We start from the raw sequence: 26,469 nt of genomic DNA, 5'->3' as shown, positions 1-26,469 counted from the left end.
TGGGGTTAAAAACCCAAATTAGGTGGTACCGCGAAGCATATTCGTCCTTTTTTTAGGATGGATATGCTTTTTGTATAGAAAGGACGATACAATGACAGGAAAAAAAGAAATGCCAACGAAGTATGATCCTAAAGCAGTTGAGCAGGGAAAATACCAACAATGGTTAGATCAAGGATTATTTAAACCAAGTGGTGACAAAAAGGCTAAACCGTATTCAATTGTTATTCCACCGCCAAACGTAACTGGAAAATTACATCTGGGTCACGCATGGGATACAACTTTACAAGATATGTTGATTCGTCAAAAACGGATGCAAGGCTATGATACTTTATGGTTGCCAGGGATGGACCACGCTGGAATTGCTACTCAAGCTAAAGTTGAGGCTAAGTTACGTGAACAAGGAATTTCTCGGTATGATCTTGGCCGTGAAAAGTTTGTTAAACAGGTATGGGAATGGAAAGATGAATACGCTGATGTTATCCATAAACAATGGGCAAAACTTGGCCTTTCATTAGATTATGCACGTGAACGGTTTACGCTTGATGATGGTCTTTCTAAGGCAGTGCGTAAGGTTTTTGTTGCGTTATATAACAAGGGACTAATCTACCGTGGTGAGTATATTATTAACTGGGATCCACAGGCTAGAACGGCTCTTTCTGATATTGAAGTTATTCATAAGGATGATAAGGGTGCCTTTTATCATGTGAAATACCCATTTCTTAATCCTGAAGATACATTTAATGGTAAACATTATATTGAAATTGCCACAACTCGTCCTGAAACCATGATGGGTGATACTGCGGTGGCGGTCAATCCAAGTGATAAACGGTATAAAGATATTGTCGGCAAGGAGCTTGTCTTGCCACTGCAGGGACGTCATATTCCAATTATTGCAGACCAATATGTAGATCCTGAGTTTGGAACTGGGATGGTAAAAATTACGCCAGCTCATGATCCTAATGATTTTAATGTTGGTAATCGTCATGATTTGGCACGAATTAACACCATGAATGAAGACGCTACAATGAATAGTAACGCCGGTAAATATGAAGGAATGGACCGTTTCACTGCTCGTAAAGCAATGGTGAAAGATTTAGACGATCAAGGATACTTAATATCGATTGATCCAATTGTGCATAGTGTGGGCCATTCAGAACGGACTGGGGTTCAGGTTGAAGCGCGTTTATCAACACAATGGTTTGTAAAGATGAAAGATTTATCTAAGTTGGCTTTAGATAATCAAAAAACGGATCAAAAAATTAATTTTATTCCGGAAAGATTTGAGCACACGTTTACGCAATGGATGGAAAATGCTCATGACTGGGTTATTTCACGTCAATTATGGTGGGGACATCAAATCCCTGCCTGGTACAACAAGAAAACCGGCGAAACCTATGTGGGTGAGACGGCTCCCAAAGATATCGAAAACTGGGAACAGGATCCAGACGTTTTGGACACCTGGTTTTCTAGTGCACTATGGCCATTTTCAACAATGGGTTGGCCAGATGAAGATGCACCAGATTATAAACGTTATTTCCCAACCAGCACGCTGGTAACTGGGTATGATATCATCTTCTTCTGGGTTTCTAGAATGATTTTCCAGAGTCTTGAATTTACTGGGAAACCACCGTTTAAAGATGTTTTGCTGCATGGTCTAATTCGTGATGAACAAGGACGCAAGATGAGTAAATCTCTGGGTAACGGGATTGACCCAATGGATGTGATTGATAAATACGGGGCTGATGCACTACGTTGGTTCTTATCACAAGGTTCAACGGCTGGCCAGGATATTCGTTTCAGTTATGACAAAATGGATGCGGCCTGGAACTTTATTAATAAAATCTGGAATGCTAGTCGTTATGTCATCATGAATCTTGGCGAAATGACTAAACCAGTTTTACCAGATCAAAAAGAATGGAATTTAACTGATAAGTGGATTCTGAGTCGTTTGAATACCACTGTTCAACAAGTTACCCATTTCTTTGATACTTATGAATTTGGTGAGGCCGGTCGCGCTCTTTACACCTTTATCTGGGATGACTTTTGTGACTGGTATATTGAAATGAGTAAAGAAATTTTAACTGGTGACAATGAGGAGGCTAAAGCAAACACAAGAAATATTTTGGCTTATGTTTTGGATCAAACTTTACGACTATTACATCCAATTATGCCATTTGTAACTGAAGAACTTTGGCAAGCAATGCCACATAAGGGCAATTCAATTGTGACGGCAGCTTATCCAACTGTTCACGATGAAATGGCTAATCCTCAGGCTGAAGCCGATATGGGTCATTTGATTGATTTGATCAAAGCAGTTCGAAATATCCGTGCAGATGCAAATGCGCCGATGTCTAGTTCTGTTGATTTACTTGTAAAAACGGATAATGAAAATCTGAAGAACTTGTTTGAGAGTAATCAAGATTACATCGACCGTTTCTGTCATCCAGCTAAGTTTGAGGTTGGTTCTAATCTAGAAGTGCCAAAACTAGCGATGTCTGCAGTTATTACGGATGCTGAAGTTTATATTCCATTAGCAGAGTTGGTTGATCTAAAAGAAGAGGCTGCTCGCCTTCAAAAAGAGGTCGATAAATATACAAATGAAGTTAAACGTTCGGTTAAGAAATTGGGAAATGAACGTTTTGTAGCCAATGCTCCTGATGAAGTTGTCGAAAGTGAACGTCAGAAACAGGCTGATTATCAATCTAAATTAGTGGCAACACAGGAAAGATTGAAGACAGTTCAAGAGGCAAAGTAGCTTTGGGAAATGCCTAATAAGAAATTTGATAAAAATGAAAAAGAGATGCGATCAAAACTTAACCGTTTGTTCGGTCTCTTTTTTCAGTTTGAGGAGATTAGTAAAGTGGCAGAAATAAATACTTATGAAGAGGCCGTTGCATTTATTCATGGCCGGACAAAATTTAAAAAGATTCCGACTTTAAAACGGATGAAAAAATTTATGGAAGTTCTTGGGAATCCACAAGATAAGCTTACAATGATTCACATTGCGGGAACTAATGGAAAGGGATCAACCCTGACCTTTTTACGAGGAATGCTACAAGAGACAGGTTACAAAGTTGGTACGTTTACTTCCCCGTTTTTAGTGCGATTTAACGAACGAATTAGTGTCGATGGCCAACCAATCAGTGATGCAGAAATATTGCGACTGGTGCAAAAATTGTATCCAGTAATTGCAAAATTGGATGCGCAGTTACCGGAGGGTGGCCCAACCGAGTTCGAAATTATCACTGCTATGATGTTTACTTATTTTGCTGAAGGACATGCCGACATTGTGTTGGTTGAAGTCGGCATTGGCGGGTTATTTGATTCTACTAATGTTTTAACGCCAGCTGTTTCAGTGATTGTCAATATTGGTTTTGATCACATGAAGTTGTTAGGAAACACCTTGACCGAAATTGCGACCCAAAAGGCTGGAATTATCAAAAATGGAATTCCGGCTGTAATTGGTCAGATGGATGAAGAGTCGCTCACAGCAATTACAAAAGTTGCTTCTGAAAAGCACAGCCCACTGTTGTGCTTTAATCGTGATTATCGTGTTTCTAAACGTCAATATCAAGATTTGTGGTCACAGCGGTTCAATTTTGAAACAGACACCGTGCAATTTAAAAAATTAAAAATTCAAATGTTAGGCGACTATCAAATTAATAATGCGGCTACTGCTTTGGAAGCATACTTGACTTTTATGGCAAAACAAAACATTTCGGTCACAGAAAAAAACGTGAAACAGGGATTGGCAAATGCTTTTTGGGCCGGTAGGTTTGAGCGTGTAAATGATCAGCCACTAGTTGTTTTAGATGGGGCTCACAATGAACCTGCCATGCAGGAAGTGACGAATTTGTTAGCTACGCACTTTAAGCAGATGGAAGTCTATGTGGTAATTGCGATTTTAGAAGATAAACAATATCATAAAATGATTGAAACACTGGGAAGCTTAACTAATGTGCATATTATTGCAACAACATTTGCGGGTCCCGGAAAACGAAAAGCAGCAAGTTTGTCGGAGTTACAAACTAGTGTCAAAACGGCAAATTCAGTTCAAACTGAGGAAAACTGGCAATTAGCCATTGACCAGGCAAGTCATGAAATGTCGAGTGACGACTTGCTCCTAATTACGGGTTCCCTGTATTTTATTTCTGATGTTCGTAAGTTATTCGTTTCCTAACCAATTCTGTGCGTACTTTCTTTTAGGGGAGAGTGAGAGCAGTGGAAAATGTAAAACAGATTAAAGAATCACGAAAAGCTTATGATGAGATGGATCAGTTCACGAATGAAGAATTTTTGCAAATATTTTTACAAAACCAAATTGGGATGGAACAACTTACAGAAACTATTGAACAATTCTGGAAAGTGGTTCCTGATTTATCATTGTTTTCGTTATTATATAATTCAGAGAAGAAAATGATTTTTCCCGGGGTGCCAGAAGTAAATCGACAATTTTTAGCTGCCGTTGAATTGGGCAGAAGGATTGAATTAGCGCCGCAAAAGATAATTGGCGAAATTTTTGGCAGTCGTCAAATTGGTGAAAAATTAATTTGCGTTCAACGAGGATATCGTCAAGAACGACTGACGTTACTATGTTTAAACACGAAAAATAAAATTATTTTTCAAAAAGTAATTTTTAAGGGCAGTTTAAATTCAGCAACGGTTCATCCGCGGGAAATCTTTTTCGAGGCTTTGCGAGTTGGAACTAATAAAATTATGGTTACCCATAATCATCCAAGTGGGGAAATTAATCCATCAGAACAAGATATCAAATTTACTAAACGTTTAAAAGAGTGCGGCATTTTAATGGGAATTGAAGTTTTGGATCATATTATTACTGGTAGTGATAATTACTATAGCTTTGCAGAACAACACCTTATTTAGAAGCTTAACAATTGATGTTGTCTTAAATTCTTAAGGTGTGTTAAATGGTGTGGAACGATATTCTATGGTGATTTTTTCTGTGGTATAATACAAACTGTGTTTAGGTGTCGTTAAGTATCTATGTGATACAAATAATCTTCGGAGGGTCTACCCATGCAAAAGTTTTTTTCGAATCGAAAGTTAGTAATCGCTGTAATTTGTGTGATTATCGCGGTTGGTTTAGTGACCCTATCTGTAACGACTCGAAAAAAGTCTACGACACCAATTGTTCAAAAAGTAGGTAACGATGCAGTTGCGTTAGTTGATCGTGTAGTTGCTTATCCAATGAATGCAATTAGCAATACTTCACGATCTCTAAATTCAATCATTAACACTTATCAAGAAAATGAGCGGTTAAAAGGGAAAGTGGATCAACTAGAAGCAGTTCGCTCACGGGATCAAGCATTAGAACAAGAAAATAAACAGTTAAAGCAACAAGTAAGTTTAAAGAAAACAATGACAGATTATAAGTTGGTGACGGCAACAGTAATTTCACGAGCTCCTTCGTCATGGCAAAATATTGTTGTGATCAACAAAGGAACGTTGTCAGGAATCAAAAAGAATCAATCAGTGATTGCAGGAGAGGGTTTAATCGGGCGAGTGATTGAAGCCAGCTATTCAACTAGTAAGGTGGAACTAATCAGTGACAGTAGTGATTCAGCTAACCGTTTTGCAATTCAAGTACAAGACGAAACTGGAAGTTCAGTTAATGGAATCGTTACAAGTTTTGATCGGGGTACAAATGAGATTGTGATGGGACAAGTCACTTCAAAAGCTAAGATCAAAAGGGGTTCTTTAGTGACAACTTCAGGTTTAGGCGGGGTAACTCCTAAGGGCCTATACGTTGGGAAAGTAGTGGATACTAAAAAGAACAGCAGTGGTTTAGCTACTGAAGTGTACATTAAACCTGCGGCAGATATGAGTAGTATTAATGTGGTCTCAGTTGCAGAATTAAATTAATCAATTGGGATGGAGGATACTTCAATGTTACAAAGCGCTAAATTAAAATATATTTTTCCAATTGGATTTTTCCTATCATTATTTTTAGATGGCTCGATTAATTTGATTTTTTCAGGATCCCTTTTTGCTTATCCCTATTCGATGGTTAGCAATTTAACTATCCTATGGTTGGTGTTAGGAATCTTCTTTGAAGGGGAGACTAACTTACCAATTGCAACATGGGCTGCGGCTGTGGGACTTGTTTTTGATTGGTATTATACTGGCGTATTCGGAGTAAACATGTTTATTCTGCCGGTTATGGTGTTAATCATTCAGTGGGTCAAAGTATTTTTTAAACCAACGTTTCTTTCAATCTTATTAACTTTCTTTTTGGCATTGACCTTTTATGAAAGTGCATTTTACATTATTTTTGAAATGATTCACTACACAAGTATTAGTTCATCAGCCTTTGTGGCATATAATCTCGCACCAACATTGGCATTAAATTTATGTTTCTTTGTGATTTTGTATTTACCGATTAAAAGTCTCTTTCGGCACACGCGTGGGGCAAACTTTAGAAGCATAGAATAAAATTCTAAAAGTATTTTTTAAAAATCCTTGACGCGAACAAAAAAAAGTTTTATATTCAATACAACATTAAAAAACAATGAACGGAAGAGTAAAACAAGAAATCATTTCAGAGAGCTTTAAATGGTGAGATTAAAGCATGTATCTTGTTTGAAACACATCTGCGAGTTTACTTTCTGAGCTAATTAGGAAAGTACGGGTGATCGTTATCTCATAAAGTTGAACTTATAACTTGTTGAGCTGGTAATTGTGAGATTATCAGAAACATGAGGTGGAACCACGTTGATGCGTCCTCTTGGGTATTTTACCCAAGGGGATTTTTTTGTAGGTTTAACTTGCTGAGGTAATTGTTGTGAAGCAATTACGAACAGGGGTGGAATCGCGCTTACTCGTCCTCTTGAATTATTATTTATAGTTCAAGAGGCTTTTTTTATACATAAAATTGGAGGGGATAAGATGTTTTCTTTACACTATATATCAGAAATTTTGCCATCGCTATTATCTGGAACAACCATGACATTGAAGATCTTTTGTTGGACATTGATCGGTGCGTTACCAATCGGAATGATTTTTGGACTTGGACTTGTTTCTAAATTTCGTCCTATACGATATATATTGAATTTTTATGTTTGGTTGATGCGAGGGACACCATTACTATTACAATTAATTTTTGTTTTTTACGGTCTTCCAATTGTTGGAATTGTATTTCAAAGATATGATGCGGCCCTGTTTGCTTTTATTCTTAATTATGCGGCTTATTTTGCCGAAATATTCCGTGGTGGGCTTCAATCCGTTGATCGTGGTCAATATGAAGCAGCAAAAGTATTGCGGTTATCTTATTGGCAAACCATTCGAAAAATTGTTATTCCACAGGTAGCAAAAATTGTCTTACCATCGATTGGAAATGAAGTTATTAATTTGGTTAAGGATTCATCGTTAGTTTACGTCATTGGAATTGGTGATTTGCTACGGGCCGGAAATGTGGCTTCATCTCGAGATGTTACCTTAGTACCACTGCTACTTGTTGGTATTATTTATTTACTTTTAACAGCGATCTGTACGTATATTTTACGTCGAATTGAAAAACACTTTGCCTATTGGCGCTAAGGAGGTTCAAATATGTTAAAAATTAAGGATTTAACGAAAACGTTTGGCGGACGGGTTATTATTGATAAATTATCTTTTGATGTTCCGGATAGTGAAATTTTAACAATTGTTGGGCCTTCTGGAGCCGGTAAAACGACCTTGCTTCGTTGCATAAGTGGACTTGAAAAGATAGATGCTGGTGGGTTTTACATAAATGATCAAAAATTTGATCCTTATGAAAACAGTGGTAATGAAAGTGTTATTGGTGTTGTCTTTCAAGATTTTCAACTATTTCCCAATTTAACGGTTATGGATAATGTGACGTTGGCGCCTAAATTAGTTTTGAAAAAGGATGTGGCAACTGTAAAGAAAGAAGCGTTAGAAAGTTTTGCAAGATTGCAACTGGATGGCAAGGAAGATCTTTATCCTTATCAATTGTCTGGTGGTCAAAAGCAACGGGTTGCAATTGCCAGGGCTTTGGCAATGCATCCTCAAATTCTGTGTTACGATGAGCCTACCTCTGCGTTGGATCCTGAATTGCGCGGAGAAGTCAGCAAAATTATTAAAGGCTTAAAACAAGATGGTATGACTCAAATTGTGGTTACCCATGATATGGATTTTGCCAATGACGTTGCTGATAAGCAATTACATGTTTCACCGATCAAATAAGGGATGGGAGGTAATGAGATGAAAAAAAAGTTAAGATTAATTTTTCTCATGATGGCAGTTTGTCTAGTACTACTTCCTAGTTTGAGTGGTTGTGAAAATGCAACGAAACGGGCGAATACAACTGATTATTGGCAAACAATTAAAAAACGGGGAACCGTTGTTGTTGGATTAGATGATAGTTTTGTACCAATGGGCTTTCGTGAAAAAAACGGTAAATTGACTGGTTATGATATTGATCTAGCTAAAGCCGTATTTAAACTGTATGGAATTAAAGTCGATTTTCAAAGTATTGACTGGTCCATGAATACAACAGAACTGCGTAATCGGACGATCGATTTGATTTGGAATGGGTTTACGGTGACACCCGCACGCGCCAAAGTAGTTAGCTTTAGCCACACGTATTTAGCTAATCAACAGGTTTTAGTTAGTAAACGAAGTCAAAATATTACGAGCTTTCAAAAAATGACTGGAAAAACGCTGGGTGTTCAAAGCGGTTCTTCAGGTGCGGAGGATGTTGATAAACAACCTCAGCTTCTAAAAAATAAGATCAAAAATAAAACGCCTATTCTCTATGACTCCTTTAATGATGCATTTATCGATCTGGGAGCTAATCGGATTCAGGGCCTATTGATTGATGACGTTTATGCAGGTTATTACATTAAAAAAGAAAATGATCCAAATAGTTATCGAGAAATTCAGGGTAGCTTTCCAAAGGAACAATTTGCAGTTGGAATTCGTAAGGGTGATGTAACGCTCCGCAAAAAAATCAATCACGGGTTATATGTACTATACAAAAATGGTACTTTAAAAAAGATTAACGAAAAATGGTTTGGAAATACTGCACCAGTTGAAAAACAGCCCAAAAGTTAATTTTATAGTTGATAATGTTGATCTAGATTGGCGCGGACAAGGCCAATTTAAATCAACATTTTTGTTATCTCTTAAATTTCCTTTTAAATTGCATTTTTTAGGGTACTCAAAGGCAGTAAAGGTCGCGTATAATGAAATTAGTAAATAACTTTTTAAAATGAGGTAATTTTTAGTGCGAATACAAATTAAACAGGGAGTTGCGTTAACGGTTATTCCGGTATCCCAATTCAAAAATACCCAAATTTCGGTACACTTTTTAGAAAATGCATCAAAACTGAAAACAAGCTATCGTTCACTGCTAGCTAATATTTTGGAGACTAGTTCAAAAAAATATGTGACACAAATTTTAGTTTCGCGAGCACTATCACAATTGTATGGGGCTGGTTTTGGTACGACAGTCATGCGGAAACAGAATATTCATGATCTTACTTTTTCATTGTCGTTGCCAAATGATCACTATTTGGATTCTTCAGAGGATTTATTATCCGAGGGGATTCAGTTTTTACAAGAGATGATTTTCAATCCGCTCGCTAAGGATGACTGCTTTCATGAACAGACTTTTCAACGCCAGCAGGCTAATTTAATTGCGTACATTAATGCACTTCAGGATGACAAGCAATCCTATGCAGCACTGCAATTGCAAAAATTGGTATTTAACGAAGATGAGGTTCAAAGCGTGCCAGCCTTCGGGGATGCCAAAAGTTTAGCCGAAATAAAAAATCACGATTTGTTTGATTATTATCAGTTGGTTTTGGCACATGATCGTGTGGAGATCTATGTGGTAGGTGACGTTAATGCAAATCAGGTTGTTAATGAAATTAACCAATGGCCATTTGTAGATCGGTCAGCTAATTCGGTAGAACTAACAAATAGTGAAAAAAAAGAAAGATCATTCCAAGCACGTACTGAAAATCAGGATGTTGTTCAGGCTAAGCTAGATTTGGCCTACCAGTTTCCAACGGATTTTCGGAATGATAATTATTATGCTGGAATTGTTTTTAATGCGTTATTTGGTGGTTCCCCCTTATCAAAATTATTCATAAATGTGCGTGAAAGAGCGAGTTTAGCTTATTATGCAAACAGTAGTGTGGATATTTTTAATGGATTGATGGTTGTTCAAGCAGGGATTAATTCACAGGATAAAGAACAAGTTTTAACTATCATTGCCAAACAATTAACAGATATGCAGGCCGGTGACTTTACTGATGAACAGCTTGTTCAGATTAAAAAAGGATTAATTTCCAATTACGTCTCATCGTTAGATTTAGAGCGTGTTTATGCCAGTCGTGAGCTCACAAATGATTTAGTTGGTAGTCAAATTTCTGCTGAAGAATGGATTGACCAAATCCAGAAGGTTTCACGCGAGAGCATTATGAAAGTTGCGAAACAAGTAGAGTTACAAGCTGTTTATTTTTTGAGTTCAGAGGTGAAGACACATGCATAAACAAACGTATAAACAATTTGGTGAGAGTCTTTACACAGAAACTCTAGATAATGGCTTAACCGTTAATATCTTGCCAAAACAAGGGTTCCGTAAAACCTATGCGATTTTTACCACTAATTTTGGATCGATTGATCGGACCTTTATTCCTCAAGGGAAACAAACACATGTCACCCAACCTGGAGGGATTGCCCATTTTTTAGAACATAAGATGTTTGATAAAAAAGGGTATGATGCTTTTGATTTGTTTGGTAAGTATGGAGCTGATTCGAATGCTTTTACTAGTTTTACTAGAACAAGTTATTTATTCTCTGCAACGCAAAATATCAAGGAAAACTTGGATATTTTACTTAATTTTGTGCAAGAACCGTACTTTACGAAGCAGTCTGTTGAAAAAGAGAAGGAAATTATTGGTCAAGAAATTCAAATGTATGACGATGATCCTGATTGGAAATTGTATATGGGAATTTTAAATAACCTCTATCCTAAACATCCTGTGCATATTGATATTGCTGGGACTGTCAGTTCCATTGCAAAAATTACAGCTGACGATTTGTATCTGGCCCACAAGACGTTTTATCATCCAGCAAATATGGATTTATTTATTGTAGGAAACGTGGATCCAAATAAAACGTTGGAGTGGGTTATTCAGAATCAAAACGAAAAAGCATTTCCTAAATTTGAATTGCCAAAGGTTCAGTTGCCGCCAGAAGATCCGAATGGAAAAGATATTATTAAACGCCAAGTGGTTAAGATGGCTGTAAATCGTCCAAAAAGTATTATTGGACTTAAGGGTCTAGATCAAGTGCCTGATGGGCGAGCTGGACTCGCTTATAAACTGAAAGTTAATTTGTTACTTTACTTATTATTTGGTGACTCTTCACAGGAATATTTAAACTTGTACGATTCTGGTGTTGTTGACGATACATTTTCATATGAATTTGATCTGGCTCGGTCGTTCCATTATGTCAGCTTTAGTAGTGATACGGATCATCCGGATCAATTTAATGAACAAATCGAAAAAATACTGGCTAATGCGCAACAGATATTGCCTAAATTGAAAGCACAATTCGAACTTGCTAAAAAAGAAATGATGGGGCGTCTTTTATCACGAATGGATTCTATCGAGTCAATTGCTAACGGTTATGAAGGCCAATTGTTTGACCAGGCGACCATTTTTGATCAGGAAATGATTTACGAAAAGTTAACATTAGCGGACCTAGAGCAAGTTGCTGCAAGCTTATTTAAACCAGAAAGCTTGAGCACCTTTGAAATTATGCCAATGGAAGTGAAGTCATGAAACATGCTTTAGTTTTAGGTGCTTCGGGAGATATTGGGATTGCAACCGTTACCCAATTGGCTGCCGAGGGTTGGTCATTATATTTACACTATAATCATCAAAAAGAAAAGATCACACAATTGATTACGAAATTAAGCACCCAGTTTCCAACTCAGGATTTTTTAGGTGTTTCGTTTGATATGAGTACGCTTGACCATTTGCATGAATTTCTTGGAAATATTTTTGAGTTGGATACCATTATTTTTGCACAAGGAACAACATCGTATAAATTATTAACCGAGACAACGAGTGAAGAAATTCTTCATCAATGGAATATGCAAGTTGCGGTTCCAATTGAAATGATTAAAGCCTTACAAGATAAATTGGCTAGATCCTCACATGGACGAATCATATTTGTTGGATCTGTTTATGGAGCAGTGGGAAGTGCCATGGAGGTCAGTTATAGTACTGTAAAAGGGGCGCAAAGTGCTTTTGCTAACGCTTATGCAAAAGAAGTGGGATCCCTTGGTATTACGGTAAATGTGGTGGCTCCTGGTGCAGTAGATACACATATGAATCATTTTTTAACAAGTGATGATCGTCAATCAATTACAGAAGATATCCCGGCTGGAAAATTTGCAACTCCGGCTGACATTGCTTATTGGATTGTTCAGCTAACGAATCAAGCAGCTGGATACATGACGGGACAAACTATTTATATAGATGGTGGCTGGTTAAAATAAGAATGAGATTTCAGTTGATTTGAATATGCTATACTAATAGCGGACTAATTTAATAGTGGGTGAAAAGTGATGAGTGAGAGACAAAATAAAGAGATTGGAAAAAGGCTTCAAGCAGCCAGAATGGATCAAGGATTATCGATTGATTATATTCAAGAAAAAACCAAAATTCAAAAACGCTATTTAATGGCAATTGAGGCCGGACAAATGAATGATTTGCCAGGTGATTACTACGTGCAATCATTTGTCAGCCAGTATGCAAATGTGGTTGGACTGGATTCTCACAAATTATTGGCCGGTGAATTGCAAGAAACTAACGATAATGGCAAGCAAAGCGCGCCTGTAGCTACGGGACCATTACCTTCTAGAACAACGCAGCATAAGCAAGTTGTAAAAGAAAGTGAATTTTCTAGACGCTTTGGCAAATACGCAGCTTATTTACCAACGATAGTCGTAGTGGTCATTGTTGTTGTGGTTTTGGGAACAATTTGGGGAATGAGCCATTCCGGAAATTCTGCTCAGCCACATCTTACTAGTAGTAAGGTGAGTGTTACTGATGATGCAAGTAGTTCAAAAAAGAAACAATCAGCTTCAAGTAAATCATCAAGTTCATCATCTAAAGAAAAATCTCAAAAGATTACTCAAGTTGGGAGTTCTACGACAGAATATGATTTAAAGGATGGCCCTTCTGATGGATCGAGTTTGAACATTAAAGCGGGGACAAGTAATGCATGGGTCTCAGTTTCAAGCGACGGAACACAAAGCTGGATGGGGACTTTGCAAACGGGAGCGGCGCATACGGTGAAAGTTGCTAAAGGTGTCTCTAAGGTCTCAATAAGCTTGGGCAATGCCCCACAAACTACCATTACAGTTAACGGGAAGAAGTTTAATTTCAATCCTCAAAATGATACTACCCAAACTAAGACAATTACCTTAAATATTAAGGATTAAATGGAGGACATCTTTTGAATTTACCAAATAAATTAACAGTATTTCGTATTATTTTAATTCCGGTTTTTATTGTAATTATGGTTATCCCTTATACATGGGGAACAGTCACTTGGTTCGGCACATCAATTGCTGTTACAAAAATAATTGGTGCAATAATCTTCGCAGTGGCATCTCTAACCGATTTAGCTGATGGCAAAATTGCCCGTGCTAAACATTTAGTGACAAATTTCGGAAAGTTTGCCGATCCTCTGGCAGATAAAATGTTAGTCATGTCAGCCTTTATCATTTTAGTTTCGCTTGATAAAGTACCAGCGTGGGTGGCTGCAATTATTGTTTGTCGTGAATTAGCAGTTACCGGATTAAGATTACTGATTGTTGAAAATAATGGTCAAGTTATGGCGGCTGCTATGCCGGGAAAAATAAAAACAACTTCACAAATGATTGCAATTATTTTATTAATTCTAAATAATGTTCTGTTTGCAGCATTAGGAATTCCAATGGCCGACATTATGCTTTACATTTGCTTGTTTTTCACAATTTATTCCGGAATAGACTACTTTGTTCAAAATCGGGACGTTTTTTCCGATGGTTTCAAGTGAAAGATCAACTGAGTTTTGGTGAGGTTCTTACCAAACTCTTTTTTTAATCTGTTTAAATAAATTGTTTTAAAAAAAAAGCGTATTTGATTATATAGGAGGTCGAATTTTGAAAGCAGAACTAATTGCCGTTGGGACAGAAATATTACTTGGTCAGATTACCGACACAAATACACCATTTATTGCACAAAAATTAGCGAACTTGGGGATTGATGTTTATTTCCAATCAACAGTTGGAGATAATCCGGAACGGTTGAAGGCAACCATTGAATTGGCGGCGCAACGTAGTGACCTCATTATCTTATCTGGAGGATTGGGGCCAACAGAGGATGACCTAACAAAACAAACAGTTGCTGATTTTTTGCAGCAAAAGTTAGTTACCGATGCTCCTGCCATGGCCAAAATTGAACGGTATTTTAGGGAAACGGGCCGGGTAATGACAGAAAATAATCGCATACAGGCTATGTATCTGGCCAACGCACAACCGATTAGTAACCGAACTGGTTTTGCAGTTGGAATTTTTGCTAAGGAAACTAACGGACCAGACTTTTTACTTTTACCGGGACCGCCAAGTGAGCTTGAGCCGATGGTTTCGGAGCAAGTTTTGCCGTTATTAACAAAAAACTATTTTAGAGATCATATTTTACATTCAAGGGTTTTACGTTTCTTTGGAATTGGTGAATCTGAACTAACAACGCAATTAAGTGATTTAATTGATAAGCAAAAAAATCCCACAATTGCGCCGTATGCTAAGCAAAATGAAGTAACGTTACGACTTACGGCTCGGGGAAAGACTGTTTCTGAAGTTGATGGTGCTTTAAACAACTGTGAAAGCAAAATTCAAAAATTAGTTGGTGATTACTTTTATGGGTATGGTGATCATAATTCACTGTCCAAGGTCGTAATTAAGCAATTAAAAAAAGCACAATCGACGGTGAGCGCTGTTGAAGGTTTTACCGATGGCCGATTGTTGACAGCACTTACGGAGTCTGATGACAACAATCAAATTTCTAAAGGTGGCCGGGTTTTAACAACACTTTCATTAGTTACTGATCAAAATGACTTCCAGACGGATCTTAAATCAAAAAAAGATACGGAGCAGCTGGCTAAACAAATTAAACAGGATACTAATAGTAATTTGGGAATCGCCGTTTCTCAAGCACAACTTGACCAAGTAGCTAATGGTGAGCAGGTTGGATCAATTTGGATAGCTATTGTTGACAACAAAAACCAAATGAATTGTAAAAAGCTTAAATTCTCAACGATTCGGCCTTTTGTTAAAGAACGAGTTGTTATGAATGCATTGAGTATGATTAATCAAATTTTAAAGTGATGCGAACTTTTGTTCGTTTTTGCTTGCAATTCATGTTAAAAATCAGTATTATTATGACTGTTAGATATTCCCGTTAAGGAGGAAACAAATTGGCTGATGATCAAAGAAAAGCAGCATTAGATGCTGCGCTTAAAAAAATCGAAAAGAATTTTGGTAAGGGGTCTATTATGCGAATGGGTGATTCTGCCCAAACGCAGATTTCTACCATTTCTACTGGCTCATTAGCATTGGATAATGCACTTGGTGTGGGTGGCTACCCGCGTGGAAGAATCGTTGAAGTTTATGGACCAGAAAGTTCAGGAAAAACAACGGTTGCATTGCATGCAGTTGCTCAAGTACAAAAGGAAGGCGGCACAGCAGCTTATATTGATGCAGAAAATGCGTTAGATCCTGTTTATGCAGAGCATTTAGGCGTTAATATTGATGACTTGCTGTTATCTCAACCGGACACAGGTGAAGAAGGTCTTGAAATCACCGATGCATTAGTATCTAGTGGTGCTGTTGATTTGGTTGTTGTTGATTCAGTTGCGGCATTGGTTCCTCGTGCAGAAATTGAGGGTGAAATGGGTGATGCTCATGTTGGCCTTCAAGCTCGTCTCATGTCACAGGCTCTTCGTAAGCTTTCTGGTTCTATCAATAAAACGAAGACGATTGCCATTTTTATTAATCAAATTCGTGAAAAAGTTGGGGTTATGTTTGGTAATCCTGAGGTCACACCTGGTGGACGGGCTTTGAAATTCTATGCAACAATTCGATTAGAGATTCGTCGTGCAGAACAAATTAAAGATGGTACGAATATTATTGGAAATCGAGTTCGAATCAAGGTTGTTAAAAACAAGGTTGCGCCTCCATTTAAACGTGCCGAGGTCGATATCATGTACGGGCATGGAATTTCCCAAACCGGAGAAATTATTGATATGGCTGTTGAGAAAGATATCGTTGATAAAAGTGGTTCTTGGTATTCATATGGTGATGAACGAATTGGACAGGGCCGTGAAAATGCTAAGCAATATTTAGAAGATAACCCTGAAAAAAGAGAAGAAATTTACAAAAAAGTTCGTGCAGCCTATGGGATGGATGAAACAGCTGAAGAAAAAGATGAGGAAGAAGAACAGAAAAAAACTAAGGCTAAGGAAAAGGCAAAAGGAAAAGCAAAGAAAGAAAAGTCTGATCCTTCTAAGCTAGATCTTGAACCTTCTGATAAAAATAAATAATAAAAAGAGTAATTCACTGTTTAAACATGGTGGATTATTTTTTTAAGAAATATTTAACTTATTTTTTGGATTAAATCCGTAAAATTGATAATATAAATAGTGGTTAGTGTAAGGTTTTCCTAGATGGTCAATAAAATTCTAGGAATATTCATTTTGAGTTGAATATATAGAAAAAGACCTGTAGCCTTTTAATCGACGAAGATTAAAGGAAAGGATACAGGTCTTTCATGTATATTTTAGCAGATTTTATTGAATCATTGGGAAATTTAGACAGTTTATTTGATTTAGAGGAGCAGGTAATTCTTCATCTTAGGAAGTCATTCCAGCTGGTTGTAGCTGAATATCTGAGGCAATTAGATGAAACACTCGTTCCATCAATTCCGGCAGAAAATACATTCATTAATCGACAGGCCAGAACAATTGAGTTTATGTTTGGCGCCGTGAATTTTGAAAGAAGATGTTATCTTCGACCCAATGGAAGTTATTACTTCCCGTTGGATGAACAACTTCAGTTGGAAGAAAGAAAAAGAATTTCACCTTATTTTAAAAGTGTCGTTGCCAAAATTGGGCAAACGACAACGATGAGAAATACGGCCGCAATGATCAATCTGGCAAGTCAGACGGATATTAGTGCCTGGTCAGTAGACCGAATTATCAGAGACATGGCAGATACCGTGAAGACAGAAGAAAAATCGTCCGAAGAGAAACTAGTTAAGAAACGAAAAGTTGAAAACTTAGTGGTTGAAGGCGATGCCTTTGAGATACACAAAATTAATCGACGAAGACAAGACGTCCACCATTACATTGTTTTTGAATCAGGATTAGATGGAACAAGATCAAACAAAGTTGAGTTTGTTGGTATCAATCAAAAAAAGGTTCAAAAACGAGTAACTGACTACATTGAGAAGTATTATAAAATCAGTGAAATGACCGTGTTTACAGCAAGTGATGGTGGCCCAGGGTATAACCCGAAAAGTATGCGAGAAATAGTTCCGAGTGCTCAAAGAGTTGAATTTACTATCGATCGGTATCACTTTGTCAAAAAGATTAAACAAACCTTTGGTTTATTTAATCCATTGGTTGATAAGGCCGTTAAGAGCGTTAGCCTGTATGATCAGAATCAGTTAAACGTTATTTTAGATACATTTGAGTCGCAAATTAAAACTGATAAGGAACTTGAGAGCCTAAGGGTCCTAAGACAATATTTGGCAAGAAATTGGCAGTTTATAAAGTCTCCACACGATCGTGGCTTCATGAGGGTCGGCAAATTGGGATCCGTTGAAAGCTCACACAGAGCGTACACGTATCGAATGAAAAAGCAAGGCAAAGTATGGTCCGAAAAGGGCCTTGAGGCTATGTTGAAATTAATTGAAGCTCGGGTAAACGGTAAGCTAGATAAATACTTACGTGGTGGTTTAAGAAAGTTACAAGAGCTAACGATTGAGATCGCTACGGAATCATTGAAGACGTTGAGTTCAGCTCAGCTGAGCAACAAGCACCATTCTAAGCATATTGGAGTTCTTTCAGGTAAAATACCAGTTGATGCCCCAACAAGTAGCCCTATCGGAGCAATGGCAAAAATATTTTCAAACTAATTATTGTGTATAAATATTTGGTTGATTATAAGGCACCTAGGAAAACTTGACACATACAAATAGTGAGATAGCTTGATTAAACTGCCTTAGGAATGCTAAACTAAGTATTGTGTGAATAATCAAAATAACATCATAAAATTCGGTTAGAAGGTTAACCAACTATTGATGATTCGGAGGTGGAAACATGATTGTTTTCAATATAATCCTCGCAATCATCGCTATTGTTGTTGGCTATGGCATTGGTTATTATGTGCATAAACTCATTCAAGAGAGAAATGTACATGATGCTCAAGACACGGCTAGTGGTATTTTAGATAATGCCAAGAAACAAGCGGCAACTGAAAAAAGAGAAGCTCTTTTAGAAGCTAAAGACGAAAGTCACCGCTACCGAACTCGAGTAGAAAACGAACTTAAGAAACGGCGTGCAGATGCGCAAAAACAAGAGGAACGTTTGTTACAACGAGAAGAGGCTTTGGATCATAAAGATAATGCTTTCGAAAAACGTGAAGATAGTTTAGAACGCAAGGAAGAAAAATTGAGTTCCGAACAAAAGCGGATTGACGAACAACAACAAGCAGCATCCTCATTAGTTACAAAACGTACAGAAGAGTTGGAACGGGTTGCGGCAATGTCGCAAGACGACGCACAGTCCTTGATTCTGAACGAGGTTCGTGATGGCTTGGCAGACGAGCGTGCTAAAATGATTCGCGAAAGTGAAGATAAAGCACAAACAGATGCTAAAAAAGTGGCAACAGATTTAATTGCTCAAGCTATCGAGAGAAGTGCAGCCGATGTGGCTACAGAATCAACTGTTACCGTGGTGGATCTCCCCAGTGATGATATGAAAGGCCGAATTATTGGTCGTGAAGGTCGAAACATCAGAACTCTTGAAACTCTGACTGGTATCGACTTAATCATTGATGATACACCAAAGGCGGTTGTGCTAAGTGGATTTGATCCAGTTCGTCGTGAGATTGCTAAAATGGCACTTGAACGATTAATTCAAGATGGTCGAATCCATCCGGCTCGAATTGAGGAAATGGTTGAGAAGGCCCGCAAGGACATGGATGATAAAATCCGTGAAGTTGGGGAACAAACCATTTTTGATCTTGGTATTCATTCAATGAACCCAGAGTTGATCAAGTTAGTTGGTCGGCTTAAATTCCGTACTAGTTATGGACAAAACGTTTTGGATCATTCAATTGAAGTTGCTAAATTAACAGGTATTTTGGCAGCCGAATTAGGTGAGGATGTTACTTTAGCTAAACGCGCAGGATTATTACACGATATTGGAAAAGCGGTTGATCATGAGGTTGAAGGATCTCATGTGACAATCGGTGTAGAATTTGCAAAGAAGTATAAGGAAAGTCCAGTGGTTATTAATGCTATTGCTTCCCATCATGGGGATGTCGGTGCAGAGTATGTAACTTCAGTATTGGTTGCTGCAGCAGATTCAATTTCAGCTGCTCGACCAGGTGCCCGTAGCGATTCTCTAGAGAATTATATTCACAGACTTGAAAAGTTAGAGAATTTAGCTGATGGATTTAAAGGCGTTAGGAAGAGTTATGCGATTCAAGCCGGTCGAGAGATTCGGGTAATCGTTAAGCCTTCAAAGATTTCCGATTTACAGGCAACAACTTTGACTCACGATATTCGAACGGCGATTGAAAAACAACTAGAATATTCTGGGAAAGTTAAAGTTACGGTAATTCGAGAAGTTCGCGCTGTAAATTATGCTAAATAAATAGAATGTGAGAGAAGTTTGGCACATATGTTGCCAGGCTTTTTTTGTTTTTAATCGGTCAAATTAGTTAGTAGGCACTCTAAAAGTTAAATGTTAAAATAGAACAGATAGTTTTAAATATTTGAATTAGATAAAGAAGTAGAAAGCAGGAGAGAGTTTGCCACAAAAAACGAGTGATACGCCGATGATGCAACAATATATGGCGATAAAAAAAGAATATCCGGATGCCTTTTTGTTTTATCGAATTGGTGATTTTTATGAACTTTTTTATGATGACGCGATTAAAGGCGCCCAGATTCTCGAATTGACACTGACTTCTCGAAGTCATAGTGCGGTTGATCCAATTCCAATGTGTGGGATGCCTCATCATGCAGTTCAAAATTATATTGATATTTTAATTGAAAAAGGATACAAAGTTGCCATATGTGAACAAATGGAAGATCCACGATTAGCCAAAGGAATGGTGAAGCGGGAAGTTATTCAATTAATTACACCCGGGACAGTGACAGATTCCAATGTTACTGAAGCAAAATCAAACAATTATTTGACCGCATTGGTAATGACTAAAAATAATGAGTTCGGTTTTGCGTATACCGATCTATCAACTGGAGAACTAAAAACTAGTTGTTTAGAATCTTCTGAGGCCGTGATCAATGAAGTTGTGAATCTGCAATCTAAGGAAATTGTGGTGGACCCATCTGTTTCAGATGACATACAAGAACAATTTAAAAAGTTGAATATTATGGTCTCCCATCAAGACAAAATTGAAGTGAAGTCTGAATTGAGTTATTTAACGCAGGCACTTACTAAACCAGCAGAGAAAACTGTTGTCGAGACTTTGCTGACGTATATCACCGTAACTCAAAAGCGGAGTTTAGCGCATTTACAAAAAGCAGTTGCCTATGAACCGTCTTATTACTTACGAATGGATCACTATTCTAAATATAATTTGGAACTTACGCGCTCTATTCGGACAGGGAAAAAGCAAGGAACCCTTTTATGGTTGTTAGATGAAACACGTACAGCTATGGGAGGTCGATTACTGAAACGTTGGTTAGATCGACCATTGATTCGAAAAAAAGAAATTGAAGATCGGCAAACCAAAGTGGCAGAATTACTAGATCATTACTTTGAGCGGAGTAGTTTACAGGAAGAATTAGTAAAAGTTTATGATTTAGAGCGTCTGGCTGGCCGAGTAGCATTTGGAAACGTTAATGGGAGAGATCTTATTCAGTTGAAGACCTCATTACGTCAGATTCCTAAAATCAAACATGTTTTGGGAGAATTAGATGATAAAGTTTTCGGCTCAATGCTGGCCAAACTGGATCCTGTCGAAGATATTGCAGATTTGATTGAACGGGCCATTGTAGATGAGCCACCCATTTCGGTAACCGAAGGAAATGTGATTAAAGATGGTTATAACGAGCAACTTGATAGTTATCGGGATGCCATGACAAATGGAAAAAAATGGATGGCTGAATTACAAGCATCCGAACGAAAAGCAACAGGAATTAAAAATTTAAAAGTTGGCTACAATAAAGTTTTTGGTTATTACATTGAAATCACTAAATCTAATTTGAGCGCCGTTCCAGAGGGACGTTATGAGCGTAAACAGACGCTGACAAATGCTGAACGTTTTATTACGCCGGCGCTAAAAGAAAAAGAAAGCTTAATTCTAGAGGCAGAGGAAAAATCTACAACCCTTGAATATGACCTATTTAGCAAGATTCGGGAACAAATTAAGCAAGTCATTGATCGGCTACAGAAGTTGGCTCAACAAGTTGCGACCTTAGATGTTCTTCAGAGTTTTGCAGTTGTTAGTGAAAATTATCATTTTGTTAAACCAAAGCTGATTAAAAATCACAGCATTGACATTGTTGGTGGACGGCATCCTGTCGTTGAAAAAGTTATGGGTCGGCAAAGTTATGTACCAAATGATGTTAAAATGCCTGAAGATGTTGATATTCTTTTAATTACAGGGCCGAATATGTCTGGTAAAAGTACGTATATGCGGCAATTGGCTCTAACAGTTGTCCTTGCTCAAATGGGTTGTTTTGTACCGGCTGATTCGGCTACGTTACCGATTTTTGATCAAATTTTCACAAGGATTGGTGCGGCAGATGATTTAATTGCCGGACAAAGTACATTTATGGTGGAGATGCAAGAAGCTAATCGAGCAATTCAAAATGCCACTCCGCAGAGCTTGATTTTATTTGACGAGATTGGTCGTGGAACAGCTACCTATGATGGAATGGCAATTGCTCAGGCAATTATTGAATTTGTTCATAATCATGTCCATGCCAAAACGCTTTTTTCTACCCACTATCATGAGTTGACAGCCCTGGATAAAACATTAAATAAATTAAAAAATGTCCATGTTGGGGCAGTTGAAAAAGATGGCGATCTAGTCTTTTTGCATAAAATGGAAGATGGGCCTGCCGATAAATCATATGGGATTCACGTTGCAAAGTTAGCTGGCATGCCCAAAGAATTATTGAGCCGGGCCGATAAAATCTTGAAACAACTGGAAATTCAAAATAAGGATACGGATCAAGTGATTACGAATGAGGTTCAAGGCGATTCAAATGAAGAACCAACTAAAAAAGATAAGGGGACTAGTCAGTCTGGAGAAAAAAGCGAAATTGATGAACAACTTGCGCTATTCAAAACAGAGCCAGTTGATCCTGAAAATGCAGAAGTAGTTGCCCAAATTCGTAATCTTAATTTGATGTCTATGACCCCTATGGATGTCATGAATCAATTATATAAGTGGCAGAAAAAATTAGGAAATAAATAGAAGGTTGAGATAATATGGCAAAAATTCATGAACTTTCTGATGTTCTTGCTGACCAAATTGCTGCTGGCGAAGTAGTTGAACGACCAGCTTCAGTTGTAAAAGAGTTAGTTGAAAATGCCATCGATGCCAACAGTACACAAATTGATATTTTGGTTGAAGAAGCAGGATTAAAATCAATTGAAGTTGTGGATAATGGGGATGGCATCGCAGCCGAAGATGTGTCAATGGCTTTTGAACGGCATGCGACAAGTAAAATCACCACTCGTGAGGACCTATTTAAGGTACACTCTCTGGGTTTTCGTGGTGAAGCCTTACCAAGTATCGCTTCAGTTGCAGACGTCCTCTTAGAGACATCAACTGGCGATGAGGCCGGGACTCAAATGCATATCAAAGGTGGTCAGGTGATTGGCCAGTCGTTATCAGCGGTTAGAAAAGGAACAGATATTAGTGTGAAGGATCTTTTTTTCAACACACCAGCACGTCTGAAGTATATAAAATCGCCACAAACCGAATTAGCAAATATTAGTGATATTGTAAATCGGCTGGCTTTAAGTTATCCACAAATTGCGTTTACGCTGAGTCATGAAGGAAGAGAACTTATTCGGACCTCTGGCAGAGGAGATTTACTCCAAGTAATTGCAGGAATTTATGGTGTTCAAAACGCCCGTAAAATGGTGAAGTTCAAAGGTGAAGACGTTGATTTTGAGATTTATGGGTACACGAGTTTACCTGAATTCACACGAGCTTCACGGCAATATATTTCCGTTCTGATTAACGGGCGTTATGTTAAAAATTTTCAAGTAACGAAAGCGATCATTGAAGGATACGGGTCAAAATTAATGGTTGGTCGTTATCCGGTGGCGGTTTTAAATATAAAAATGGATCCCTTATTGGTTGATGTCAATGTTCATCCAGCTAAGCAAGAGGTTAGAATTAGTCAAGAATCTCAGTTGCAAGATCTAATTACAAAAGTAATTTATAAGGAGTTATCTAAAGAAAACTTGATTCCGTCGGCGGTTAAAAATCTTAGTACCAATCGTAAAGTTAACACAGACCAATTACAGTTTAATCTAAATGAAGCTTCTGCAAAATATTCAGAATCCACAAAACCTGCAAGTGATTCTACTAACTCGACGGAACAGCAGGCGGATCCGTCAACTGAGTTGTTTCAAGCACTGCCCAAAAATGGAACCCAACCAATTGTGATCAAACACGAAACGGAATTGCAAAGTGCTGCTTTAACCAATTTTCAAAAGAAATATACCGAAGAACCAAAGCTATCTCCTTTTGAAGAGAATGCAACGACGAATGAGACGGAAATTGCAGAAGACTTATCTGAAGAAAAGTCTAAAGAAAAGAGATTTCCTACTTTGCATTATGTAGGCCAAATGCATGGCACTTTTTTATTTGCTGAATCAGAGGATGGATTATATATTTTGGATCAGCATGCCGCTCAGGAACGTATCAATTACGAGTATTATCGGAAAGAGATTGGAAAGGTTTCAACTGATTCTCAGAGCCTATTGGTTCCAATTGTGCTCGATTATTCGACTAGTGATATATTAAAAATCCAAGAAAAGCAGGATGTTTTGGCAAGCTGTGGAATCCAATTAGAATCTTTTGGACCGAACAGTTTTGTGGTTCGACAACATCCAACTTGGTTTAAGGCTGGTCAAGAAGAAGATACGGTTCGTGAAATGATTGATTATGTTCTTAATGATTCGCGAATGACAGTAGCTAAATTTCGTGAGAAAACAGCAATTATGATGAGTTGTAAGCGGGCAATTAAGGCCAATCACCACTTAGATGATCAGCAAGCGCGTCAATTACTTAAGGATTTGGCTAAAACAGAGAATCCATTTAATTGTCCCCACGGCCGTCCTGTTCTGGTTCATTTTTCCAACTCAGACATGAAAAAAATGTTCAAACGTATTCAAGATCCTCATCGTCCCTTAGAAGAGCAAGAATAAAAAATAAATATGGTACAATGAATAAAGGCAAACGTATGTTTATTTTAGGATAATGGAGAAAATTTGAATGTATGAATATTTAATTGGTTATGTCACACAAATCACACCAGAATTTTTGGTGTTAGAAGTTCAAGGCGTGGGGTACAAACTTTTTGTGGGTAATCCTTATCGCTATGAAATTAATAAAAAAAAGTTAGTAAAGATTTTTGTCCATGAAGCTGTTTCAGAAACAGAAATTAGTCTTTATGGATTATATGATGCAGAAGATAAGGAACTATTTGAAAAATTAATTTTAGTAAAGGGAATTGGTCCTAAAAGTGCTTTAACAATTCTTGCAAATGAAGATCATTCTGGCCTTGTTGACGCAATTAATCATGATGATGTGGCTTATTTGAAAAAATTCCCTAAAATTGGGCCTAAAGCTGCGCAACAGATTATTTTGGATTTGAAAGGGAAAATGAATTTATTTTCTGATAACCCGACGGAGCCGGTAGTTAAACCGGCATCTAATCGTAATTTAGCAGACGCTTTGGATGCGTTATCTGCTTTAGGATATTCAACAAAAGTCATTGCAAAAATCAAACCGGAATTAGAAGATCAAGAATCTATGACAACAGATCACTACTTGAGTTATGGGCTTAAGCTATTGATGAAGAAATAAGAGGGAAGGTGAAATGAATGGACGATTCTGATGACGAACGACTTGTTTCAAATGAAACAGGAAATAATGAAGAAGCGTCAATTGAAAAATCCTTACGTCCCGCTACATTAGATCAGTATATTGGCCAGGATCGCGTTAAACGTGAACTGTCAGTTTATATCCAAGCAACCAAGCAACGTGAAGAATCATTAGATCATGTTTTACTTTATGGTCCGCCTGGTTTGGGAAAAACTACATTGGCGATGGTAATTGCCAACGAGATGGCAGTGCACATTCGGACGACAAGTGGTCCGGCCATTGAAAAACCTGGTGACTTAGTGGCTTTATTGAATGAACTGCAACCAGGTGATATTTTGTTTATTGATGAAATTCATCGTTTGCCAAAGATTGTTGAAGAGATGCTTTATTCAGCAATGGAGGATTTCTTTGTAGATATCGTTGTTGGTCAAGGACCTACTGCTCATCCTATTCATTTTCCATTGCCTCCTTTTACATTGATTGGGGCAACAACCCGAGCCGGATTGCTGTCAGCGCCATTAAGAGATCGATTTGGAATTGTGGCACATATGAGCTATTACACGATTGATGATCTTACGGAAATTGTGAAACGGTCTGCAGATATCTTTAATACCAAAATTACAGATAAAGGCGCCCATGAGCTTGCAAGAAGATCGCGTGGCACACCAAGAATAGCCAACCGGTTGCTTAAGCGAGTGCGTGATTTTATGGAAGTATCTGATAAACACGCAATTGATGACGAAATTGTTGCTAAATCCTTACGCTTTTTGCGTGTTGATGAAGAAGGTTTGGATGAAATTGATAATAAAATCTTGAAAACAATGGTTGAATATTATCATGGTGGTCCCGTAGGCTTAGGTACCATTGCGGCTAATATCGGTGAAGAATCGGATACGATTGCTGAGATGTACGAGCCTTACCTTATGCAAATTGGTTATCTGAATCGAACACCTCGTGGTCGCGTGGTTACCGAAAAAGGATATGAACATCTTGGATTGTCAGCACCACAAAGTGATTAGGCCCAGAAATGTAATTTTGAGAACTTGTATTTGTAG

General features: G+C 37.8%; 21 protein-coding genes and 2 other annotated features (1 of these 23 only partly in view). All 21 genes read left to right on the top strand.

Annotation, left to right across the window (positions count from 1 at the left end; all coding sequences use genetic code 11):
• Positions 1-52 (top strand) — a binding site (T-box leader); it begins 156 nt to the left of the window's first position.
• A gap of 39 nt (positions 53-91) precedes the next feature.
• The 21 genes from ADU73_RS02920 to ruvB all read left to right on the top strand — a co-directional run bounded on the left by ADU73_RS02920 (position 92) and on the right by ruvB (position 26,433).
• A complete protein-coding gene (locus ADU73_RS02920; RefSeq protein ID WP_056986084.1) occupies positions 92-2,755 on the top strand; it encodes a valine--tRNA ligase in 2,664 nt (887 codons plus the stop codon).
• Positions 2,756-2,860: 105 nt separating this feature from the next.
• Positions 2,861-4,180, top strand: coding sequence for a bifunctional folylpolyglutamate synthase/dihydrofolate synthase (locus ADU73_RS02915; RefSeq protein WP_226996043.1), 1,320 nt, complete (start codon positions 2,861-2,863; stop codon positions 4,178-4,180).
• Between the two features lie 41 nt (positions 4,181-4,221).
• Complete coding sequence (gene radC, locus ADU73_RS02910; protein ID WP_052694493.1) at positions 4,222-4,884, top strand: RadC family protein; 663 nt, start codon at positions 4,222-4,224, stop codon at positions 4,882-4,884.
• 153 nt (positions 4,885-5,037) lie between these two features.
• Positions 5,038-5,883, top strand: coding sequence for a rod shape-determining protein MreC (gene mreC / locus ADU73_RS02905; protein WP_056986083.1), 846 nt, complete (start codon positions 5,038-5,040; stop codon positions 5,881-5,883).
• Positions 5,884-5,907: 24 nt separating this feature from the next.
• Entirely contained in the window at positions 5,908-6,453 is a 546-nt protein-coding gene (gene mreD / locus ADU73_RS02900) for a rod shape-determining protein MreD (protein ID WP_046871370.1), read from the top strand.
• 67 nt (positions 6,454-6,520) lie between these two features.
• Positions 6,521-6,748, top strand: a binding site (T-box leader).
• A gap of 158 nt (positions 6,749-6,906) precedes the next feature.
• Entirely contained in the window at positions 6,907-7,557 is a 651-nt protein-coding gene (locus tag ADU73_RS02895) for an amino acid ABC transporter permease (RefSeq protein ID WP_046870896.1), read from the top strand.
• Positions 7,558-7,569: 12 nt separating this feature from the next.
• Positions 7,570-8,205 carry an amino acid ABC transporter ATP-binding protein gene (locus ADU73_RS02890; RefSeq protein ID WP_046870897.1) on the top strand — a complete coding sequence of 212 codons (636 nt, stop codon included), beginning with the start codon at positions 7,570-7,572 and terminating at the stop codon, positions 8,203-8,205.
• An 18-nt stretch (positions 8,206-8,223) separates the two neighbouring features.
• Positions 8,224-9,075, top strand: coding sequence for an amino acid ABC transporter substrate-binding protein (locus tag ADU73_RS02885; protein ID WP_056986081.1), 852 nt, complete (start codon positions 8,224-8,226; stop codon positions 9,073-9,075).
• Between the two features lie 172 nt (positions 9,076-9,247).
• Positions 9,248-10,519, top strand: a complete 1,272-nt coding sequence (gene yfmF, locus ADU73_RS02880) for an EF-P 5-aminopentanol modification-associated protein YfmF (RefSeq protein ID WP_046870899.1) — start codon at positions 9,248-9,250, stop codon at positions 10,517-10,519.
• Positions 10,512-11,816, top strand: a complete 1,305-nt coding sequence (gene yfmH, locus ADU73_RS02875) for an EF-P 5-aminopentanol modification-associated protein YfmH (RefSeq protein WP_062913163.1) — start codon at positions 10,512-10,514, stop codon at positions 11,814-11,816. Before yfmF ends, yfmH begins: the two co-directional genes overlap by 8 nt.
• Positions 11,813-12,538 carry an elongation factor P 5-aminopentanone reductase gene (gene ymfI, locus ADU73_RS02870; protein WP_046870901.1) on the top strand — a complete coding sequence of 242 codons (726 nt, stop codon included), beginning with the start codon at positions 11,813-11,815 and terminating at the stop codon, positions 12,536-12,538. Before yfmH ends, ymfI begins: the two co-directional genes overlap by 4 nt.
• Positions 12,539-12,607: 69 nt before the next feature.
• Positions 12,608-13,486 carry a helix-turn-helix domain-containing protein gene (locus ADU73_RS02865; RefSeq protein WP_046870902.1) on the top strand — a complete coding sequence of 293 codons (879 nt, stop codon included), beginning with the start codon at positions 12,608-12,610 and terminating at the stop codon, positions 13,484-13,486.
• A gap of 14 nt (positions 13,487-13,500) precedes the next feature.
• The gene (gene pgsA, locus ADU73_RS02860; protein ID WP_046870903.1) at positions 13,501-14,085 is read left to right on the top strand and encodes a CDP-diacylglycerol--glycerol-3-phosphate 3-phosphatidyltransferase; all 585 of its coding nucleotides are present in this window, start codon (positions 13,501-13,503) and stop codon (positions 14,083-14,085) included.
• Between the two features lie 106 nt (positions 14,086-14,191).
• Positions 14,192-15,415, top strand: coding sequence for a competence/damage-inducible protein A (locus ADU73_RS02855; protein ID WP_046870904.1), 1,224 nt, complete (start codon positions 14,192-14,194; stop codon positions 15,413-15,415).
• An 89-nt stretch (positions 15,416-15,504) separates the two neighbouring features.
• Positions 15,505-16,629 carry a recombinase RecA gene (recA, locus tag ADU73_RS02850; protein ID WP_062913162.1) on the top strand — a complete coding sequence of 375 codons (1,125 nt, stop codon included), beginning with the start codon at positions 15,505-15,507 and terminating at the stop codon, positions 16,627-16,629.
• Between the two features lie 227 nt (positions 16,630-16,856).
• Entirely contained in the window at positions 16,857-18,224 is a 1,368-nt protein-coding gene (locus ADU73_RS02845) for an ISLre2 family transposase (RefSeq protein WP_046872291.1), read from the top strand.
• Positions 18,225-18,408: 184 nt separating this feature from the next.
• Entirely contained in the window at positions 18,409-19,968 is a 1,560-nt protein-coding gene (gene rny / locus ADU73_RS02840; protein WP_046870906.1) for a ribonuclease Y, read from the top strand.
• A gap of 157 nt (positions 19,969-20,125) precedes the next feature.
• Positions 20,126-22,765, top strand: a complete 2,640-nt coding sequence (mutS, locus tag ADU73_RS02835) for a DNA mismatch repair protein MutS (RefSeq protein WP_046870907.1) — start codon at positions 20,126-20,128, stop codon at positions 22,763-22,765.
• A gap of 14 nt (positions 22,766-22,779) precedes the next feature.
• On the top strand, positions 22,780-24,735 hold the full coding sequence (mutL, locus tag ADU73_RS02830; protein WP_062913161.1) for a DNA mismatch repair endonuclease MutL: 1,956 nt from the start codon (positions 22,780-22,782) through the stop codon (positions 24,733-24,735).
• Positions 24,736-24,802: 67 nt separating this feature from the next.
• Complete coding sequence (gene ruvA, locus ADU73_RS02825) at positions 24,803-25,396, top strand: Holliday junction branch migration protein RuvA (protein WP_062913160.1); 594 nt, start codon at positions 24,803-24,805, stop codon at positions 25,394-25,396.
• 17 nt (positions 25,397-25,413) lie between these two features.
• Entirely contained in the window at positions 25,414-26,433 is a 1,020-nt protein-coding gene (gene ruvB / locus ADU73_RS02820) for a Holliday junction branch migration DNA helicase RuvB (protein WP_062913159.1), read from the top strand.
• Positions 26,434-26,469 lie beyond the last annotated feature (36 nt).

Source organism: Pediococcus damnosus, from assembly GCF_001611155.1.
GTDB lineage: Bacteria > Bacillota > Bacilli > Lactobacillales > Lactobacillaceae > Pediococcus > Pediococcus damnosus.
The sequence above is the reverse complement of the archived record's forward strand: the minus strand, read 5'-3'. Positions and strand labels throughout refer to the sequence as shown.

Excerpts from the sequence above, each read along its gene's own strand:
- ADU73_RS02845 (WP_046872291.1), top strand. The coding sequence starts at position 16,857 with ATGTATATTTTAGCAGATTTTATTGAATCATTGGGAAATTTAGACAGT.
- ruvB (WP_062913159.1), top strand. The coding sequence starts at position 25,414 with ATGGACGATTCTGATGACGAACGACTTGTTTCAAATGAAACAGGAAAT.
- ymfI (WP_046870901.1), top strand. The coding sequence starts at position 11,813 with ATGAAACATGCTTTAGTTTTAGGTGCTTCGGGAGATATTGGGATTGCA.
- mreC (WP_056986083.1), top strand. The coding sequence starts at position 5,038 with ATGCAAAAGTTTTTTTCGAATCGAAAGTTAGTAATCGCTGTAATTTGT.
- mutL (WP_062913161.1), top strand. The coding sequence starts at position 22,780 with ATGGCAAAAATTCATGAACTTTCTGATGTTCTTGCTGACCAAATTGCT.
- ADU73_RS02890 (WP_046870897.1), top strand. The coding sequence starts at position 7,570 with ATGTTAAAAATTAAGGATTTAACGAAAACGTTTGGCGGACGGGTTATT.
- ADU73_RS02885 (WP_056986081.1), top strand. The coding sequence starts at position 8,224 with ATGAAAAAAAAGTTAAGATTAATTTTTCTCATGATGGCAGTTTGTCTA.
- ADU73_RS02895 (WP_046870896.1), top strand. The coding sequence starts at position 6,907 with ATGTTTTCTTTACACTATATATCAGAAATTTTGCCATCGCTATTATCT.
- yfmH (WP_062913163.1), top strand. The coding sequence starts at position 10,512 with ATGCATAAACAAACGTATAAACAATTTGGTGAGAGTCTTTACACAGAA.
- mreD (WP_046871370.1), top strand. The coding sequence starts at position 5,908 with ATGTTACAAAGCGCTAAATTAAAATATATTTTTCCAATTGGATTTTTC.
- ADU73_RS02865 (WP_046870902.1), top strand. The coding sequence starts at position 12,608 with ATGAGTGAGAGACAAAATAAAGAGATTGGAAAAAGGCTTCAAGCAGCC.
- ruvA (WP_062913160.1), top strand. The coding sequence starts at position 24,803 with ATGTATGAATATTTAATTGGTTATGTCACACAAATCACACCAGAATTT.
- rny (WP_046870906.1), top strand. The coding sequence starts at position 18,409 with ATGATTGTTTTCAATATAATCCTCGCAATCATCGCTATTGTTGTTGGC.
- ADU73_RS02920 (WP_056986084.1), top strand. The coding sequence starts at position 92 with ATGACAGGAAAAAAAGAAATGCCAACGAAGTATGATCCTAAAGCAGTT.